We start from the raw sequence: 17,901 nt of genomic DNA on the forward strand, positions 1-17,901 counted from the left end.
AAGTTGTGATTGATAAACGTGTTTCTGATATTATTCATTTTTTAAAAAGGCATAGAAAGGGATCTTTTTCTGAACTAGAAGCAGAATTGGAAATTAACCAGAGTCAATTGAAATATTCTATTAAAAAACTAAATGAATTTTTAGCGGAACATGATGTTGAACAAATTGATGGGACACACCAATTTCTTTTTATCAATGACGACCAATATCACTTTTTAATCGAAATAAATGAATTAGATTTCGCAAATGACTATATTTTTAATAGTGTAGAACGGTTAAAGCTGATTTTTCTAATATTAGTTGCGAAAGATGAAGAATATATTAGCTTTGCTCATCTCTATGAGTTGTTAGGAGTTGGTAAAACAACTATTAGTCAAGATATAAAAGAGCTTTCGGATTTATTATCAGAAGAAGGTATTATGCTAGACTATTCTAGACAAACAGGCTATCAATTAATAGGGGATGAAATGGCTATTCGACGCCACCTTTTTTACTGGATTATGTCTGATTTTGCTGCAGGAAATAAAATGATCTATACTCTTTATTTAAAAAAATATAAAGAAATAGAATTACAATCATTTATTTCGCAAGTACATAGGTTAAATGATTCTTTGAATATACGTTTTGTAGAGGATCGCTTTGTAGAATTTTGTTGTTTTCTCGCTTTAATTTTAAAAAGAATGCAGCATTTACAAAACTGTTTTGAAGTTACTTTAAATTTTGACATCAAGGAGATGATAGAATACCAGTTTAGTAAAAATTTATGTAATTATTTTAAGATAAATAGCGAAGAAGAAATTCTTTATCTATGTTCGTGGGTTTTGGGACAATCAGTTGGAAATTTGGATTATCAAACTCCAGATAGAAATTTTATATTGCAAATTGTTTATCAACTATTGCGTCTATTTGAGAAATTGTCGGGTATTTTCTTTGATAACCGAGATGAAGTAATATATCAACTTTATGGCCATTTACGACCGTGTTACTATCGATTACTGTTTCAATTCCCAATTGCAAATCAGCTTGTTTCTAAAATTCAAAATGAATACCGTGATATTTACTATTTGGTAAATGAGGTAGTCAAACAAAACAACCAATTAATGGGACAGAAAATTTCTGAAGATGAAATTGCTTATTTAAGCATTCACTTTGCTTCAATTATTGAAAAAAATGGGACAAAAATAACATCACAGACAATGAAAGCAGTTGTTGTTTGTTCAAACGGAATTGGAAGTTCAGCGATCATCTTTGAAGAATTACGGAATCTATTTTCGGACATTCTTTTTATTGGTCCTTTAGCCATAGAAGAATTTAGACAATTTGATATCACTAATGTTGACTTAATTTTTTCAACAAGTATGGAAAAATCTATTTTGGAATCAAAGAGTCCGGTTTTCTTTTTGAACCCAATTATGACAGTTGGAGAAAAATACAATTTGGTCAGAACTGTTTATGAAAAAATAGGCAGATACCAATTGCCAGATGTGGATAAAATTTTACAGATTATTGAAAAACACACAGATATCAATGCGTCGGATGACTTGAAAAAAGAATTAGCAAATTATTTAACTTTCCAGCAAAATATAGAGAAGAAATCAAGTGAGATAAGATTGAGCGATATTCTCTTACCTCAATATATTCAAAAAATTCCAGAGAATTCGAGTATAGAGGAAATGTTAGATTTATTAGCTGAACCTCTGTTGAATAATAAAATTATTAGAAAAGATTATGTAAGAGCTGTTAAGGAGGAAATTTTAAACTCCAATAATACATTTCACATTGCTCCAAATATCCTTTTACCACATACTGAACCAAGTAATGGAGTCTCTGATATAGGTATGTCGCTAGGAATTTTGGAGACTCCTATGGTGATAAATGATAAGGAAATAACGCATGTATTCTTTTTAGCGGCAGTTGATAATAAGAAACATATTTCTGCTATGGCTGATTTAGTAAAATTAATTACAAATTCTGAATTATTTTTGAATGTATCTTTTCATACGAGTGTAGAAGATATATATACTTTTATAAAAAGGAGTGAAAATGAACTATGATCGATATTTATCAAAATATGAGAACTGCATTAGATACAGAGATTGCAGGAATTGAAAGTACAAAAAATGCATTAAATCAAAATACAGTTAGAGTAGTCGAGTTATTATTTGGGGTTGAGGGTAAAGTAGTTTTTACAGGAGTAGGGAAATCAGGCCACATCGGTAGAAAATTAGCAGCTAGTTTTGCCAGCTTAGGTACTCGAGCTACTTTTGTACATAGTACAGAGTCTCTCCACGGAGATATGGGAGAAATAGCTGAACAAGACATAGTGTTATTGCTTTCAAATAGTGGAACTACACAAGAAGTCTTAGCGATGTTACCGAGTTTAAGAAAAATAGGTTGCAAATTGATTGCATTTACCTCAAATCCTGAATCTGTTCTTGCCAAATCTTGTGATTATGTCCTTTCTTATACTTATCAAACCGAGGCTGATACATTAGGTCTTGCTCCAACCACTAGTGCAACAACAATGTTAGCCTTAGGAGATAGTATTGCAGTTACACTTTCTAAAATGAAAAACTTTACAGCAGATAATTTTCACTTATACCATCCGGGAGGTGCATTAGGAGAAAAACTTGCTCAAGGATAATGAATGAAACCAAGCAAAAATGCTTGGTTTTTGCTATACTATGAAATAGCAATAATTGTAGGAGCTAATGATGAAAACTTATACAATGAACAATGGTTTAGCCATCCCAGCGATTGGTTTTGGAACATTTGACTCGGATGGGGATGAGTTGTACAATGCAGTACTAGCAGCCCTCAAGGCTGGTTACCGCCATATTGATACTGCAGCGTATTATGGAAACGAAGAGAGTATCGGTCGTGCTATTCGAGATTCCGGTATTCCACGCAAGGAACTCTTTATTACAACTAAACTCTGGAATGATGCACATGGATATGAGGAGGCGAAAGCCGCTTTAGCCGATTCTCTAGCAAAATTACAACTGGATTATATTGATTTGTACCTTATTCACTGGCCAAACCCTGTTAATCTTCGTGATCGTTGGCAGACAGCTAATGCAGCTACTTGGCGAGCAATGGAAGAAATGGTAGCAGAAGGTCTTATCAAGACCATTGGTGTCAGCAATTTCCTTGTTCACCATCTGGAAGAATTGCTCAAAACAGCTAAGATTGTTCCGGCTGTGAATCAACTTCGCCTTGCACCAGGAGTATATCAGGAAGAAATAGTTCACTACTGTCGTGAAAAAAATATCATTTTAGAGGCATGGAGTCCATTGGGACGTGGGGAGTTGTTTAGCCATCCAACGATGGTAGACTTGGCTGAGAAATATGGAAAGACAGTGGCACAAATTGCTCTGGCATGGTCTTGGGCAAATGGGTTTTTACCATTGCCAAAATCTGTGACGGAAAACCGTATTATTGAAAATTTGGATTTTCAAGAGATTGAATTATCAGCAGAAGATATCGCAGCTATTACAGCCATTGAAGGTGTTACAGGAGCATACGACCCTGACAATATCAATTTTTAAGACAGGGTATTGACAAGGAGAAAAATAGATGTTAGATGCGTATATCAATGAAGATAAGAAGAAATGGCTAGGGTTACTACTATTGCTTGTCGTTGCCTTGATATCCTATTTTGTACTAGCAGAATCAGATTGGCTGAAGCAAATTGTGAGTGGATTAACCACATCCTTAGACGACAAAAAAGCAACAGTCGTTTCCCTGACGGCTGCCTCTGCCACAGCTTCGGTGGCCCTCACAGCGATTCCAGGGGATGTCGCCATGCCTATCGCAGAAAATCTAGCAGATTTATCGGATTATTTTTTGATTGTCTTCGGAGCGATTTGGTTACAAAAGTACCTAGTGGGCATTACAGGATTTGTGACCTTTAAGCTCGTTGTCCCAACTGTCTGTCTTCTTCTAGCTAGCAATGTTTTCTTGAAAAAAGATCGTTTAACCATTTTTGCGAAAAAATTAGCCCTCTTTGGAGTGGTTTTTACTCTCGTTATCCCAACCAGTGTTGCTGTGTCGAATCATATTGAAGCGACTCATCAAGATTCTATTGAGCAAACGATTAAGCAAGCAGAAAAACAGTCGAAAAAAATCAATTCCTCACAATCTATTTTTGAAGATATCGGGAATTTTGTTGAGAAAAATATTAAAAAATTGGAAAATCTATTAAGTAATATGATTGATGCGGTAGCTGTCTTGATTATCACCACCTGTATCATCCCACTGCTGGTTGTTTTCTTTTTCTTGTGGCTGATGAAATTGGTGTTCAATGTAGAATTTTCAGCTCGTATTCCAAAGTTGGGGCTTGTGAAGAAGGCGCACGGGTTAAAGAAATCGTAGTAATCAAACTGTTCTTAAATCTTTCGGTTAACGTGTTATTTTTGAATTTTATTAGACAACTTCTTCATTTTCTGCTATAATACTTCCTAAGAAAGAATGTTATTTCACAGATTTCTCAAGCGAGTTCGGGACAGTGGAAGCCGAGTAGAAAGAAGAAATAATTGGCGCTTTTGGATTTTTCGAACAATCAATGAAGTAATAAATTAGGGTGGAACCGCGTTTTGACGCCCCTATGTCAACTGGCATGGGAGTGGGGAGCGTGGTTCTTTTTCATTGCTAGCGCCAGCCATTTTACAAAAATAAAAAGGAGTAATTCATGTCAACTAAAAAACTTACCTTCCAAGAAATTATCTTGACTTTACAACAATACTGGAATGACCAAGGCTGTATGTTGATGCAGGCTTACGATAACGAAAAAGGTGCTGGAACCATGTCGCCATATACCTTCCTTCGTGCCATTGGTCCTGAGCCTTGGAATGCAGCTTATGTAGAACCAAGTCGACGTCCAGCAGATGGGCGTTATGGGGAAAACCCAAACCGTCTGTACCAACACCACCAATTCCAAGTGGTCATGAAACCATCACCATCAAACATCCAAGAGCTTTACCTTGAGTCTTTGGAAAAATTGGGAATCAATCCACTTGAACATGATATTCGCTTCGTTGAGGATAACTGGGAAAACCCATCAACGGGTTCAGCTGGTCTTGGTTGGGAAGTATGGCTTGATGGGATGGAAATCACTCAGTTCACTTATTTCCAACAAGTCGGTGGTTTGGCAACAAGCCCTGTAACTGCTGAGGTAACTTATGGTCTAGAACGTTTGGCGTCATACATTCAGGAAGTGGATTCGGTTTATGACATCGAGTGGGCTCCAGGGGTTAAGTATGGTGAAATCTTCTTACAACCAGAATTTGAGCACTCAAAATACAGCTTTGAGATTTCAAACCAAGACATGCTTCTTGAAAACTTTGAGAAATTTGAAAAAGAAGCGGCGCGTGCCCTAGAAGAAGGCTTGGTTCACCCAGCCTATGACTACGTGCTTAAATGTTCGCACACCTTCAATCTGCTTGATGCACGTGGTGCCGTTTCTGTGACGGAACGTGCTGGCTATATTGCACGGATTCGTAACCTTGCCCGTGTTGTTGCTAAAACCTTTGTCGCAGAACGGAAGAAACTCGGCTACCCACTTTTGGATGAAGAAACACGGGTTAAGTTATTAGCAGAAGACGCAGAGTAGTTCAAATTAGACGTTTAAAAAGCGAAGAAATAGCGCGGCCGTAGGTCGCTCAAAGCTGAATACTAGCCTCAGTGATGAAAAAATCGTCACTAGCTATGGTGACAATTGGAGGAAGGTTGAGAGACTGAGGCTCTCAACTTAGCCATGGAACTCCGTAGGAGGTTGCTGGCGTCCCCATCACATAAGGCTAGTGTTAAAAAGAAAGGGTATTATGGTTAAAAATCTTTTAATTGAACTCGGCTTGGAAGAACTTCCAGCCTACGTTGTAACCCCAAGTGAAAAACAACTTGGTGAAAAAATGGTAAATTTCTTAAAGGAAAATCGTTTAAACTTTGATGCGATTGAAACCTTTTCAACGCCACGTCGTTTGGCTGTTCGTGTGCTTGGTTTGGCAGATGCGCAGACAGATTTGACGGAGGATTTCAAAGGCCCTGCTAAGAAAATCGCCATAGATAGCAATGGGAACTTTACCAAGGCAGCAGAAGGTTTTGTCCGTGGCAAAGGCTTGACAACAGCAGACATCCGCTTTGAAGAGATTAAGGGTGAAGAGTATGTCTATGTGACCAAAAATGAAGTCGGGAAACCTGCTAAGGAAGTGCTTGCGGGCGTTCCAGAGGTACTTGCGAGCTTGACTTTTCCAGTCAGTATGCATTGGGCTAACAATAGTTTTGAATACATCCGTCCTGTCCACACCTTGACCGTTCTTTTGGACGATGAGGCGCTTGATTTAGACTTCTTGGATATTCATTCTGGACGCGTCAGCCGTGGTCATCGATTCCTCGGTCAAGAGACAGAAATCGCAACTGCTGATTCCTATGAAGATGATTTGCGTCAGGTCTTTGTCATCGCAGACGCGAAAGAACGTGAAAGCATGATTGTTGAGCAAATCAAAGCCATTGAAGCTGCGCAAAAGGTTCAGGTTGAAATTGACGAAGATTTATTGAACGAAGTATTGAATCTTGTCGAGTATCCAACCGCTTTCATGGGTAGTTTTGATGAGAAATATCTGGATGTGCCAGAAGAAGTCTTGGTGACCTCTATGAAAAATCATCAGCGTTATTTTGTGGTCCGTGATCAGGCAGGCAAACTCATGCCAAACTTTATCTCTGTCCGTAATGGAAATGCCGACCACATTGAAAATGTCATCAAAGGAAATGAAAAAGTACTTGTGGCACGTCTAGAAGATGGAGAATTCTTCTGGCGTGAAGACCAAAAATTGAAGATTGCTGATCTTGTAGCAAAACTAGCCAATGTCACTTTCCACGAAAAAATTGGTTCGCTTTCTGAACACATGAGTCGTGCCCAAGTCATTGCAGCATCACTTGCAAAACAGGCTGGTCTTTCAGCAGAAGAAACAGCAGCGGTTGACCGTGCGAGTCAGATCTATAAATTTGACCTTTTGACTGGTATGGTTGGTGAGTTTGACGAACTTCAAGGGATTATGGGTGAGAAATACGCCCTTCTTGCGGGTGAGGACAAGGCTGTTGCCGCAGCGATTCGTGAACACTACTTGCCAAACTCAGCAGAGGGTGAGCTTCCTGAGACAAAAGTTGGTGCGGTGCTTGCCTTGGCTGATAAGCTAGATACCCTCTTGTCCTTCTTCTCAGTAGGCCTCATTCCAAGCGGGTCAAATGACCCTTATGCTCTTCGTCGTGCAACACAAGGGATTGTCCGTATCTTGGATGCCTTTGGTTGGACTATTCCAATGGATGAATTGATTGACAGCCTCTATGCTTTGTCATTTGATAGTTTAACTTATGGTAATAAGGATGAGGTGCTCAGCTTTATCCGTGCGCGCGTAGATAAGATGATGGGCAAAACACCAAAAGATATCAAACAAGCTGTCCTTGCTGGTTCAACCTTTGTGGTCCCAGAGATGTTGGCAGCAGCAGAAGCACTTGTGGCAGCTAGTCAAACGGATGGCTATAAACCAGCAGTTGAGTCCCTCTCTCGTGTCTTTAACTTGGCAGAAAAAGCGGATGCAAGTGTGGCTGTTTCAGAAAATCTCTTTGAAAATGTGCAAGAAAAAGCCTTGGCGACAGCTGTTGCAGGGTTGGCTTTATCTGGTACAGCTAGCGATAAACTCGCTCAACTCTTTGCCCTCAGCCCTGTTATCAACGACTTCTTTGACAATACCATGGTCATGGCTGAGGACGAAGCAGTGAAAAATAACCGTCTGGCACTCTTGGCTAACCTTGTCACCAAAGCGAATACGATTGCAGCTTTTAACAAGTTAGCAACGAAGTAGGGGGGCAGCATGGAACAAGCAAAAATTGACCGTATCAATGAACTGGCACGCAAGAAAAAATCAGTCGGTCTAACTGGTCCAGAAAAGGTCGAGCAGGCCAAATTGCGACAAGAGTATATTGAGGGTTATCGTCGTGCTGTTCGTCACCACATCGAAGGAATTAAGATTGTAGACGAGGCAGGCAATGACATCACTCCAGAAAAACTACGCCAAGTGCAGCGTGAAAAAGGCCTGCACGGCCGTAGTTTGGATGATCCGAAGTCGTAGATAGACTATGATGTCGTCAGTATCTTTATAGAATCTTGAGATAACGTTTCTTGCAACAACTGTACAGAATACTGTAAAAGTTGTTGCAACAAGTTGTTATTTTCAGGATTCTTTTTTATAGATATAATGTAAGCGTGAACAAGGTGATTGGAAAGGGGGAAAACGTGTTAAATAAACGCCAGAAGGATATTGTGAAAATATTAGAAGAAGCACGTGATTTTGTTACAGTCCAGACAATTTCAGATAATTGTGGACTATCTAAAAGAACTATTTATTCAGAATTACGAATTATTTCAGAATATTTACTTCAGCATGGAAAATACCTTGAAAAGAGAAGAGGTGTCGGAGTTGCGATTAAGCGTCAGCCTGTAAGTGCATATCAAGACATTCAAGAAGAAAAGGTTATACAAGTTAATGATATTCTGGAGCGACGCTTGGAGATTATGAGGTGCTTGCTTTTTGAAACAAGAGCGTTAACCTATCAATCTTTGTCTGATACATTTCTTGTGAGTAAAACCTCTATCGCTAATGATTTTGAATACGTTTTGTCCATTCTAGATAAGGATAATACGTTACACTTGGCCGGAGAGCGTCAAGGAACGCATTTACAAGCTAGTGAAGCTGCTTGTCAGACAGCAATGCTCCGATTCAATCGCTTTGTAATGGAACATTCTGAAATCCATTCACAAGAGATGCTCCCCCAAAATATGGATTCCCTTACCCAATATTATGGTGGAGAGATTATCAAGACATGTCAGCACATCTTTTATTCTTATCTTCGAGAAAATATCAATGTGATTTCAGATCATTATGTGCAAAATGTCTTAAATAGTTTGATTATTTTAGTGTATAGAAGTTCAAAAGGCTATCACCATGAACTATCTGAAGAAATTTCTGAAAAGTTTTTTGAAGAAAGTGCGTCAAGGATTTTGGACAAGGTGACCTTGCGTTTGGGGGTTCAATTTACACAGGGAGATAAAATCTTCTTTTCCAAACAGTTGGTATTAAACCGTTTTGAGAAGTTAAGTAGTAATCTCCAGTTCGAAACATTTTTACATCAACTCATAGAGAGTATGTCTCTTAGTTTGAAAGTTGATTTTTCAGCAGATAAAAAACTGAAGGAGCAATTAGCTGAACACATTCCGGCAATGATGTATCGTTTGCAGTCCAATGTTTCTGTCGAAAATCCGTTTACAGATCAGATTAAAAGAGAATTTACACTGATTTTCAATCTTCTGTCCATGTTGATTGTGGAGAATGAGAAAGAATATCAAGTTGTCTTTAACGAAAATGAGATTGCTTTTCTGACAATATATTTTCAATCTGCCATTGAAAGGGCAAAGATTAACAAACGAATTTTGGTGGTGTGTCAAATGGGGATTGCAACATCAGAGTTATTGCTGAACCGCATCAAGCAAACCTTGCCCTCACTTGATACCTTAGAGTTATCGTCCATCGCTGAGTTAGATTATCTAGACTTGAACCAGTACGATTTTATTATTTCGACGGTGCATTTAGATATTCCTGAACCAACGGTGATTCGTGTGTCTCCATTTTTGACAGAAAAGGATATTGAGAATATTAAAGCAGCTGGGTATAGTCCAAGTATGGTCACATATGGGCAAGCGGTGGCGCAATTTCATCATCTATACGAATTTTTGTCTGAGGAAAGCATTTTTCTAGATACAAATTTCAAGGATAAAGAACAGTTTTTCAAAGAATTTGGACAAGAATTGGTAGAGAAAGAAATTGTTCGTTCGGAATTTATTGATGATTTATTTCATCGGGAAAAATTAGGGTCAACGGATTTACCAATGGGAGTGGCTATTCCACATGGAAATCCACAAAACATCTTGAAATCTCAAATATTTCTTTTGAGAAATCAAAAGAAAATAAAATGGAATGAATACTTTGTCGATATTATGTTCGTCGTTTGCATCCATAAAAATGATGCGTTGCGCACGAGGGGGATTTTATCAGATATTTATAATATCATTGATAACCCGCAACTACTTAAATTCATTCGACAAGCCAAACAAGGTCAACAATTATTAGAAGAATTATATGGAGGGAGTCAGAATGGGTGATTATCAATCATCAGCAGAGGTTATTTCAGAGAAATTAATCTTTTTGGATATGGATTTACAAAATCAAGATCAGGTTTTGGAATACATTGCAACACAGGCACAAGAAATAGATTACATCAGTGATCAAGTAACATTTTTAGAAGCAGTCAAGGAAAGGGAAAAGGAGGTTTCGACAGCCATTGGTTATTTGATTGCGATTCCCCATGGGAAAACAGATGTTGTCAAGCGTCCTTTTATCGCCTTTATGCGGTTAAAGAATGAGATTACATGGGGAAATGCCCAAAGTGAACCAGTGAGATTGGTCTTTTTAATCGGTGTTCCAGAGTCAGAATCTGGTAAATTACACTTGAAATTTATCTCACAGCTTAGCAAAAAATTGTTGGATGAAGAATTTAGAGAAAAATTACTCCAACAAACAGAACTTACATCAGTCTATAAACAATTAACTTTCATAGAGGTATAAGGAGGAATCTTATGAAAATCGTTGCTGTGACAGCTTGCCCAACAGGTGTAGCGCATACATATATGGCTCAAGAAGCTATTGAAAAAGAGTGCCGGAAACGCGGCTATGAGGTCAAAGTCGAAACCCAAGGTAGCATGGGAATCGAAAATGAACTGGAGCAATTTGAAGTAGATGAAGCGGATGTGGTCATTCTGGCGGTGGCTATCGGTATCGATGGTGAAGAACGTTTTGAAGAAAAGGATGACAACGGGAAAGTTCTTCATATTGATCCAAGTGAAGTCATTAAACATCCAGCTGAAGCCATTGATGCAGCTGAAAAATTATAATGAAATCTTTTGAAAGGAAAAGAGCATGAAAAAAGAAAATAAAGTTTGGAAGGATTTACAAAAAGCATTCAATACCGGTGTGTCCTACATGTTGCCGACAGTTGTAGTTGGTGGTGTCTTCATTGCACTCGCTTTGTCAACAGGTAAAGCTGGAGACAATGGGATGCAAGTCACTAGTCAATTTATGCAGAACTTACTTGATTTAGGAACTGCAGGTTTTGCGATGATGATTCCAATCTTGTCTGGTTATATCGCTTACTCAATCGCTGGAAAACCAGGGATTGCTCCTGGTATGATTTTGGGTTATGTCGCCAATAATCCAATCGGTGAAAGTCAAGTAAAAACAGGTTTCTTGGGGGCTATGCTCCTTGGTGTAGCTGCTGGTTACTTCGTAAAATGGTGTAAAACTTGGAAAGTAAATAATACCATTCGGACCATTATGCCAATCCTCATCGTCCCAGTTATCACAACGTTTTTGTTAGGAATGGTTTATATCTATGTCATCTCTGCTCCAATTGGTGCCGCAATGGACTGGTTAGTGAAGACACTCGGTGAGTTGCAAGGCGGTAGTGCTATTGTCCTTGGATTGATTATTGGTGCAATGACAGCAGTTGATATGGGTGGTCCGATTAATAAAACAGCGACGGCCTTTACACTTGCTCTCATGGCTGAAGGTATCTACGCACCAAATGGCGCTCACCGTATTGCGGTTGCGATTCCACCGCTTGCGATGGCAATCTCTACTTTGATTGACCGTAAAAAATATACTCAAGAAGATCGTGATTTGGGGATGTCTGCCCTCTTTATGGGACTCATCGGGATTACAGAAGGAGCCATTCCATTTGCTGTAAAAGATATGAAACGTGTCCTGCCAGCCATTATTGTGGGGAGTGCTGTTGGTGGTGCCCTTGGTATGATTAATAACGTAGAGGCCTTGGTTCCACACGGTGGATTGATTATTCTCCCAGTGGTTAATGGAAAATTATGGTATACAATAGCAATGCTAGTAGGTACATTGGTTTCTGTTGCAATGCTTCACTTTACAAAACCAAATTTAGATGAACTTGAAAAATAAACGAAAGAAGGAAATATCATGACAAAATTATCCATAAAAAAAACAGTTGAAGGTCTCTTAAAATTACAAGAAACAGGTGAAAGTGCAACGATTTTAGGGATTGGTCCTATGTCAAAAAACTGTGTACAAGCAACCCTTGAATTATCAAAAGAAGACGATTACCCAGTCATGTTTATCGCTAGCCGTAATCAAGTTGATGCGGATGAGTTAGGTGGCGGTTACGTCAATGGCTGGAATCAATTTACCTTTGCGGAAGCTGTTCAAGAAGTAGCAGATAAAATTGGATATGATAATTTTTGCTACCTTTGCCGAGACCATGGAGGCCCATGGCAACGTGATAAAGAACGAAACGATCATCTTCCAACAGAACTTGCGATGGAATTGGGTAAAAAATCATACGTAGCAGATATTGAAGCCGGTTTTGACTTATTGATGATTGATCCAACTAAAGACCCGTTTGAAGTTGGAAAGGTAATTCCATTGGATACTGTGTTGGAACGTACAGTAGAATTGATTGAGTTCTGTGAAAATGAACGTAAAGCTCGTAATCTCCCAGAAATTGGCTACGAAGTTGGAACAGAAGAAACAAATGGTGGTTTGACATCAACAGAAACTTACGAAACCTTTATCCTTCGTTTGCAAGAAGAACTTGGCAAACGTGGGTTGCCAATGCCAACCTTCATCGTAGGTCAAACAGGGACACTTACTCGTAAAACAGAGCAAGTCGGACATTTCAATTTTAAGAATGCACTTGATTTGTCTCAAATGGCTAAAAAATATGGCGTTGGATTGAAAGAGCACAATGGAGACTATCTAGATGATGTGACTCTATTGGAACACATTCCATCTCATATCACAGCGACAAATGTTGCCCCTCAATATGGAACAGAAGAAACACGGGCTTATTTGAATCTCGCAAAAGTGGAAGAAAGATTGCTGGAGAATGGTCTCATTACGGAAGCCTCTAACACACGTGAAGTTCTTCTTGTCCATGCCATTAAGAGCGAACGCTGGAGAAAATGGATGGTAGGTGAGCAAAAAGACTTGACCGTTGAGCAAATCTTAGCTGGTGACCAAACTCTTCAAGAAGAAATTTTGGATATTGCAGGCCACTATACCTTTAATGACGATGAAGTGAAATCTGAGATTGAAAAACTCTATGCTAATTTGTCTGCGAATGATATTGATGGTCAACGCTATGTCATTGACCATATCAAACGCCCAATTCGTGATTACGCAGAATGTTATAATCTAAAAGGTGTGACAAGTCGCATCAAAAAAGTTATAGGCTAAACAAATGACGCAGAGTAGCGAAAAAGTATGCTACTCTGTTTTTGATGGTGAAAAAATGAAGATTGCAGTATTTTTTGATATAGACGATACTTTGTATAATCAAGTGTCTCCCTTTGAGCGAGCTTTTAAACAACAATTTCCTACAATGATTGTAGACATAGAGAAAGTGTATATGGAGAGCCGTCAGTTGAGTGACTCCGTTTTTGCGAAAACAGAAAGTGGGGATTTATCTATGGAGAGGATGTACATTTATCGTATCCAAGAAGCAATTAGGCGATTCGGATTTATGATAAGCGATGATGAGGCACTAGCATTTCAAGAGGCATATGCAAATTTCCAGAAGAAAATACAATTGTCTTTAGAAATTCGTTCCTGTTTGGATTTTTGTCAAAAGAATCAGATGAAGATTGGTATTATTACAAATGGTCCCTCAAAACACCAATGGGATAAGATAAAGGCATTGCAGCTATTGAATTGGGTAGACAAAGACTCTATTTTCATCTCTTCAGAATGTGGTTATGCAAAGCCTCAAGTAGAAATTTTTGATGCAGCAAGGCGAAGTATTCCTAAAGGGCATAGTCTTTATTACATTGGAGATTCCTACGAAAATGATGTCAAAGGTTCTTATCATGCACGTTGGAAGGCTGTATGGTTTAATAGGCGAAAACGAGTAGCGACTATTTGTACAGAACAGGTTGGTTACGATGAGATAAAAACTGAAAAAGAGCTGTTTGATTACTTACAACATTTAACAGATTAAAACCGTTTTCAGTCACCACATCGAAGGAATTAAGATTGTAGACGAGGCAGGCAATGACATCACTCCAGAAAAACTACGCCAAGTGCAGCGTGAAAAAGGCCTGCACGGCCGTAGTTTGGATGATCCGAAGTCGTAAGAGGTTGGGCTAAACAGATGTTTAGTTTAGAAAATCTATACTATTCAATCTTCCTTTCTAATAAATTGTATATATAAACGAACAAAGATGCTCTTTCTATGTATAAGAGCATCTTTGTTCGTTTTTTGTTTTAGTGTTCAGAGTATGGTCCCTAGACCACTAGTTATGTTCTATATAAATCTGCTTCGCAATAGCATCGGGTATCGCTAACTGATGATTGGCATATTCAATGGTATGGGTTTGCGCAAACGAATCAATATCTGTTAATTCAATTTCAGTGCCAATTGTTAACTGGTGACCTTCAAGATATTTGAGGAGTTCAAATTCATCATGAACTCGACGAATGGTGAACTTTCCTAAAGAAGTTGCCTGAAAAAGCGTTTCATGATGTTTTTCAGCTAAGATTTCACCTTTCTTGGGAATAGTTCCGCCATGTGGACAAAAAGTAGGAAAACCAAGATTTTCTTCTAAGCGATCAATAAAGAAATTAGAAACGGTATGTTCTAGAATTTCTGCTTCTGTGTGAACTTCGTCAATGGTGTAGCAAAGTTGTTGCAACAGGAAAAGTTCAATAAGGCGATGCTTACGATAGAGATCGGACACTAGTAGGAGTCCAGCTTCAGTTAGTCGATAGCCTCGTGTGCCATTTTTTTCAACAAGCTTTTCTTGGAGTAATTTCTTTGTCATTTCAGAGACAGAAGGGGCAGAAACTTTCATCTTTTCTGCAATTTTTTTATTGCTGATTTTTCCCTCCATTTCTCCGATTTCGTATATAATTTTGAGATAGTCTTCTTTATTTGGTGTCATATGTGCTCCTTTTTCGTTCTCATTATATCAAAAAAATACAGAAATAGCTTGACAGGAAGACTTGAAAAGGATATACTAATCTTAAAATTATGGAAACCTAATAAAATAAAATTAAAAGGAGAAGAGATGAAAAAAATCTACACCCTATTAACCATGTTATTTCTTAGTTTATCACTTGCGGCTTGTGGCAGTTCACAAGCAAAAGATGATAGCAAATTGGATGTGGTTGTAACCAATTCGATTCTTGCTGATATGACAAAAAATATCGCAGGTGACAAAATTAATTTGCACAGTATTGTACCAATTGGACAAGATCCTCATGAGTATGAGCCGCTTCCTGAAGATGTAGAGAAAACAACCACTGCCGATCTTATCTTTTATAATGGCATCAATTTGGAAAATGGAGCTCATGCTTGGTTTACAAAGTTGGTCAAAAATGCTGATAAGAAGGAAAATAAGGATTACTTTGCCGTTAGTGATGGTATTGATCTGATCTACCTTGAGGGAGAGAGTGAAAAAGGTAAGGAAGATCCACATGCCTGGTTAAATCTTGAAAACGGGATTATTTATGCACAAAACATTGCCAAACATTTGAGTGAAAAAGATCCTGATAACAAAGCGACCTACGAAAAGAATGTTGCTGCCTATGTAAAAAAATTAACCACTTTAAATGAAAAAGCGAAAACAGCATTTGAAGCAATCCCTGAAAATAAAAAAGTGATTGTGACAAGTGAAGGTTGCTTCAAGTACTTCTCTAAAGCTTATGGTGTACCTTCTGCTTATATCTGGGAAATTAATACAGAAGAAGAAGGAACACCTGAACAAACGACTTCTTTGGTGAAAAAATTGAAGGCAGGCCCAACTCCATCAGCTCTTTTTGTTGAATCAAGTGTGGATGATCGCCCAATGAAGACAATTTCACGCGAGACTGGTATTCCGATTTACGCACAGATTTTCACTGATTCTATTTCAGAAAAAGGTGAAGAAGGAGATAGCTATTACGCAATGATGAAATGGAATTTAGAAAAAATTGCAGAAGGCTTAGCAAAATAATGTTAAAGTAGAGCAAGGAGTTTCCTTGTTCCGCTTTGTTTAGGAGGAAAATGAGATGATTAGACTGGATCATGTGACAGTAGCGTATTCACAAGAACGCCCTGCGTTACACGATATATCCTTGACCATAGAGGAAGGAAAAATTGTAGGAATCATCGGACCAAATGGAGCTGGTAAATCGACTCTTATGAAGGCTATTTTAGGGTTGATTGATTCTAAAGGGCAAATTGCTCAATGCGATGGTGATGAGGATTTACATGGGCGAATTGCCTATGTAGAACAGCGTAGCCAAATTGATATTCACTTTCCGATGACAGTCAAGGAGTGTGTCTCTTTAGGACTCTACCCTAAAGTAGGACTATTTCGCCGTTTAGGAAGAAAGGAATGGCAAGAAGTCGAGAAAGTTCTAGATACAGTAGGTCTCCTAGATTTGCAAGAACGCCCGATTACCGATTTATCAGGAGGTCAATTTCAAAGAATGCTCCTAGCTAGATGTTTGGTACAGGATTTGGATTATTTATTTTTGGACGAACCTTTTGTTGGGATTGACTCTGTTAGTGAACAGATGATGGTTCATCTCTTAAAGGATTTGAGTAAGAATGGCAAGACAATCGTCATTGTTCACCATGATTTGAGTAAGGTAGAAGAGTATTTTGATCAGCTGATTTTACTCAATACTAAATTGGTTGCGTATGGTCCAGTTCAAGAGGTATTTACACCGGATTACCTTCGGGCAGCCTATGGAGAATTGATTTTTTTAGATAGGAGTGGAGCAGCATGCGATTTATAGAGGGGTTAACTCAATATCATTTCCTCCAAAATGCCTTGATTACAGCAGTCATCATTGGAATTGTGGCAGGAGTATTGGGATGTTTTATCATTCTACGTTCAATGTCTTTGATGGGAGATGCAATTTCACATGCGGTATTGCCTGGCGTAGCACTCTCTTATATTTTTGGAGTTAGTTTTTTTGTTGGAGCCATACTTTTTGGGTTGTTAGCTTCCATCATCATCACCTTTATTAAAGAAAACAGTGTCATAAAAGGAGATACAGCTATCGGGATTACCTTTTCATCATTCTTAGCCTTGGGAGTGATTTTAATTGGTATAGCCAATAGTTCAACAGACCTTTTTCATATTTTGTTTGGGAATATTTTAGCAGTACAGGATAGTGATAAGTGGCTGACGCTGCTGGTGTCAGGCTTGGTGGTAGCAGTGATTACTTTCTTTTTTAAAGAATTACTTTTGACTTCTTTTGATCCTACTTTGGCAAAAACAATGGGAATGAAAGTCCAATTTTACCATTATCTGTTAATGACTCTACTGACTTTGGTAGCTGTGACAGCGATGCAAAGTGTGGGGACCATTTTAATTGTTGCTTTGTTGATTACTCCCGCTGCAACAGCTTATCTCTATGCTCATAGTCTAAAATCAATGGTGTGGATGGCTGCGTTTTTGGGAGCCTTTACCTCTGCTCTAGGCTTATTTATTGGCTACACATTCAACATTGCAACAGGATCTAGCATTGTGCTTACGGGGACTATCCTGTTTGCTATCGCGTTTGTTTGCTCACCAAAACAGTCATTTTTTAAGAAAATAAAATAAAAGACTTCGCTGCACGAAGCCTTTTTGTTATGACATTTTATCGGTATACTCTTCAAAGTGATCGACAGTATTGTTATCTGTCACAGCTACCACCCATTCATCCTCATTAAATATATAATCAGGAGTGAGTTGGATTTCTAAAACTTTTGTATATTTACTGCGGTAACCGA

Annotated in this window: 17 protein-coding genes and 1 pseudogene; 17 read left to right on the plus strand and 1 reads right to left on the minus strand. The window is 38.4% G+C overall.

Annotation, left to right across the window (positions count from 1 at the left end):
* The first annotated feature begins 5 nt into the window (after nucleotides 1-5).
* The 14 genes and pseudogenes from A3I9_RS0103240 to A3I9_RS13135 all read left to right on the plus strand — a co-directional run.
* Nucleotides 6-2,054 (plus strand): BglG family transcription antiterminator, encoded by a 2,049-nt coding sequence (locus tag A3I9_RS0103240; protein ID WP_169333644.1) that lies wholly within the window; start codon nucleotides 6-8, stop codon nucleotides 2,052-2,054.
* The gene (locus tag A3I9_RS0103245; protein ID WP_018377651.1) at nucleotides 2,051-2,644 is read left to right on the plus strand and encodes a KpsF/GutQ family sugar-phosphate isomerase; all 594 of its coding nucleotides are present in this window, start codon (nucleotides 2,051-2,053) and stop codon (nucleotides 2,642-2,644) included. Before A3I9_RS0103240 ends, A3I9_RS0103245 begins: the two co-directional genes overlap by 4 nt.
* Before the next feature lie 67 nt (nucleotides 2,645-2,711).
* Nucleotides 2,712-3,548, plus strand: a complete 837-nt coding sequence (locus A3I9_RS0103250; protein ID WP_026217308.1) for an aldo/keto reductase — start codon at nucleotides 2,712-2,714, stop codon at nucleotides 3,546-3,548.
* A 28-nt stretch (nucleotides 3,549-3,576) separates the two neighbouring features.
* Nucleotides 3,577-4,374: a hypothetical protein gene (locus A3I9_RS0103255; protein ID WP_018377653.1), complete on the plus strand. Its 798-nt coding sequence runs from the start codon at nucleotides 3,577-3,579 to the stop codon at nucleotides 4,372-4,374.
* A gap of 316 nt (nucleotides 4,375-4,690) precedes the next feature.
* Complete coding sequence (gene glyQ, locus A3I9_RS0103260) at nucleotides 4,691-5,611, plus strand: glycine--tRNA ligase subunit alpha (RefSeq protein ID WP_018377654.1); 921 nt, start codon at nucleotides 4,691-4,693, stop codon at nucleotides 5,609-5,611.
* Nucleotides 5,612-5,822: 211 nt separating this feature from the next.
* Nucleotides 5,823-7,859, plus strand: coding sequence for a glycine--tRNA ligase subunit beta (glyS, locus tag A3I9_RS0103265; protein ID WP_018377655.1), 2,037 nt, complete (start codon nucleotides 5,823-5,825; stop codon nucleotides 7,857-7,859).
* 9 nt (nucleotides 7,860-7,868) lie between these two features.
* Nucleotides 7,869-8,126, plus strand: coding sequence for a DUF896 family protein (locus A3I9_RS0103270; RefSeq protein WP_018377656.1), 258 nt, complete (start codon nucleotides 7,869-7,871; stop codon nucleotides 8,124-8,126).
* Nucleotides 8,127-8,290: 164 nt separating this feature from the next.
* A complete protein-coding gene (locus A3I9_RS0103275) occupies nucleotides 8,291-10,213 on the plus strand; it encodes a BglG family transcription antiterminator (protein WP_018377657.1) in 1,923 nt (640 codons plus the stop codon).
* Nucleotides 10,206-10,676: a PTS sugar transporter subunit IIA gene (locus tag A3I9_RS0103280; RefSeq protein ID WP_018377658.1), complete on the plus strand. Its 471-nt coding sequence runs from the start codon at nucleotides 10,206-10,208 to the stop codon at nucleotides 10,674-10,676. Before A3I9_RS0103275 ends, A3I9_RS0103280 begins: the two co-directional genes overlap by 8 nt.
* A gap of 11 nt (nucleotides 10,677-10,687) precedes the next feature.
* Entirely contained in the window at nucleotides 10,688-11,002 is a 315-nt protein-coding gene (locus A3I9_RS0103285; protein WP_018377659.1) for a PTS fructose transporter subunit IIB, read from the plus strand.
* Nucleotides 11,003-11,027: 25 nt separating this feature from the next.
* On the plus strand, nucleotides 11,028-12,077 hold the full coding sequence (locus A3I9_RS0103290) for a PTS fructose transporter subunit IIC (RefSeq protein ID WP_018377660.1): 1,050 nt from the start codon (nucleotides 11,028-11,030) through the stop codon (nucleotides 12,075-12,077).
* Nucleotides 12,078-12,095: 18 nt separating this feature from the next.
* Complete coding sequence (locus A3I9_RS0103295) at nucleotides 12,096-13,370, plus strand: class II D-tagatose-bisphosphate aldolase non-catalytic subunit (RefSeq protein ID WP_018377661.1); 1,275 nt, start codon at nucleotides 12,096-12,098, stop codon at nucleotides 13,368-13,370.
* 4 nt (nucleotides 13,371-13,374) lie between these two features.
* Nucleotides 13,375-14,130 (plus strand): HAD family hydrolase, encoded by a 756-nt coding sequence (locus A3I9_RS0103300; RefSeq protein ID WP_083903918.1) that lies wholly within the window; start codon nucleotides 13,375-13,377, stop codon nucleotides 14,128-14,130.
* 13 nt (nucleotides 14,131-14,143) lie between these two features.
* Nucleotides 14,144-14,266 (plus strand): annotated as a pseudogene (locus tag A3I9_RS13135) (DUF896 domain-containing protein); the annotation flags it as partial.
* 159 nt (nucleotides 14,267-14,425) lie between these two features.
* Here A3I9_RS13135 and A3I9_RS0103305 read toward each other — a convergent pair.
* Nucleotides 14,426-15,073: a metal-dependent transcriptional regulator gene (locus tag A3I9_RS0103305; RefSeq protein WP_018377023.1), complete on the minus strand. Its 648-nt coding sequence runs from the start codon at nucleotides 15,071-15,073 to the stop codon at nucleotides 14,426-14,428.
* Between the two features lie 126 nt (nucleotides 15,074-15,199).
* Here A3I9_RS0103305 and A3I9_RS0103310 point away from each other — a divergent pair, with 126 nt between their 5' ends.
* From A3I9_RS0103310 to A3I9_RS0103320, 3 genes are read left to right on the plus strand one after another with little or no spacing between them, the layout of a single operon-like run.
* Nucleotides 15,200-16,126, plus strand: coding sequence for a metal ABC transporter substrate-binding protein (locus A3I9_RS0103310; protein ID WP_018377024.1), 927 nt, complete (start codon nucleotides 15,200-15,202; stop codon nucleotides 16,124-16,126).
* A 55-nt stretch (nucleotides 16,127-16,181) separates the two neighbouring features.
* The gene (locus A3I9_RS0103315; RefSeq protein WP_018377025.1) at nucleotides 16,182-16,916 is read left to right on the plus strand and encodes a metal ABC transporter ATP-binding protein; all 735 of its coding nucleotides are present in this window, start codon (nucleotides 16,182-16,184) and stop codon (nucleotides 16,914-16,916) included.
* Complete coding sequence (locus A3I9_RS0103320; RefSeq protein WP_018377026.1) at nucleotides 16,904-17,731, plus strand: metal ABC transporter permease; 828 nt, start codon at nucleotides 16,904-16,906, stop codon at nucleotides 17,729-17,731. Before A3I9_RS0103315 ends, A3I9_RS0103320 begins: the two co-directional genes overlap by 13 nt.
* Nucleotides 17,732-17,901: the final 170 nt, after the last annotated feature.

The sequence above is a fragment of the Streptococcus ovis DSM 16829 genome (assembly GCF_000380125.1).
Classification (GTDB): Bacteria; Bacillota; Bacilli; order Lactobacillales; family Streptococcaceae; genus Streptococcus; species Streptococcus ovis.

Bases quoted from the DNA above. Each gene is read 5' to 3' on its own strand.
- A3I9_RS0103245 (WP_018377651.1), top strand. From the start codon at position 2,051: ATGATCGATATTTATCAAAATATGAGAACTGCATTAGATACAGAGATT.
- A3I9_RS0103250 (WP_026217308.1), top strand. From the start codon at position 2,712: ATGATGAAAACTTATACAATGAACAATGGTTTAGCCATCCCAGCGATT.
- A3I9_RS0103255 (WP_018377653.1), top strand. From the start codon at position 3,577: ATGTTAGATGCGTATATCAATGAAGATAAGAAGAAATGGCTAGGGTTA.
- glyQ (WP_018377654.1), top strand. From the start codon at position 4,691: ATGTCAACTAAAAAACTTACCTTCCAAGAAATTATCTTGACTTTACAA.
- glyS (WP_018377655.1), top strand. From the start codon at position 5,823: ATGGTTAAAAATCTTTTAATTGAACTCGGCTTGGAAGAACTTCCAGCC.
- A3I9_RS0103270 (WP_018377656.1), top strand. From the start codon at position 7,869: ATGGAACAAGCAAAAATTGACCGTATCAATGAACTGGCACGCAAGAAA.
- A3I9_RS0103280 (WP_018377658.1), top strand. From the start codon at position 10,206: ATGGGTGATTATCAATCATCAGCAGAGGTTATTTCAGAGAAATTAATC.
- A3I9_RS0103285 (WP_018377659.1), top strand. From the start codon at position 10,688: ATGAAAATCGTTGCTGTGACAGCTTGCCCAACAGGTGTAGCGCATACA.
- A3I9_RS0103290 (WP_018377660.1), top strand. From the start codon at position 11,028: ATGAAAAAAGAAAATAAAGTTTGGAAGGATTTACAAAAAGCATTCAAT.
- A3I9_RS0103295 (WP_018377661.1), top strand. From the start codon at position 12,096: ATGACAAAATTATCCATAAAAAAAACAGTTGAAGGTCTCTTAAAATTA.
- A3I9_RS0103300 (WP_083903918.1), top strand. From the start codon at position 13,375: ATGACGCAGAGTAGCGAAAAAGTATGCTACTCTGTTTTTGATGGTGAA.
- A3I9_RS0103305 (WP_018377023.1), bottom strand. From the start codon at position 15,073: ATGACACCAAATAAAGAAGACTATCTCAAAATTATATACGAAATCGGA.
- A3I9_RS0103310 (WP_018377024.1), top strand. From the start codon at position 15,200: ATGAAAAAAATCTACACCCTATTAACCATGTTATTTCTTAGTTTATCA.
- A3I9_RS0103315 (WP_018377025.1), top strand. From the start codon at position 16,182: ATGATTAGACTGGATCATGTGACAGTAGCGTATTCACAAGAACGCCCT.
- A3I9_RS0103320 (WP_018377026.1), top strand. From the start codon at position 16,904: ATGCGATTTATAGAGGGGTTAACTCAATATCATTTCCTCCAAAATGCC.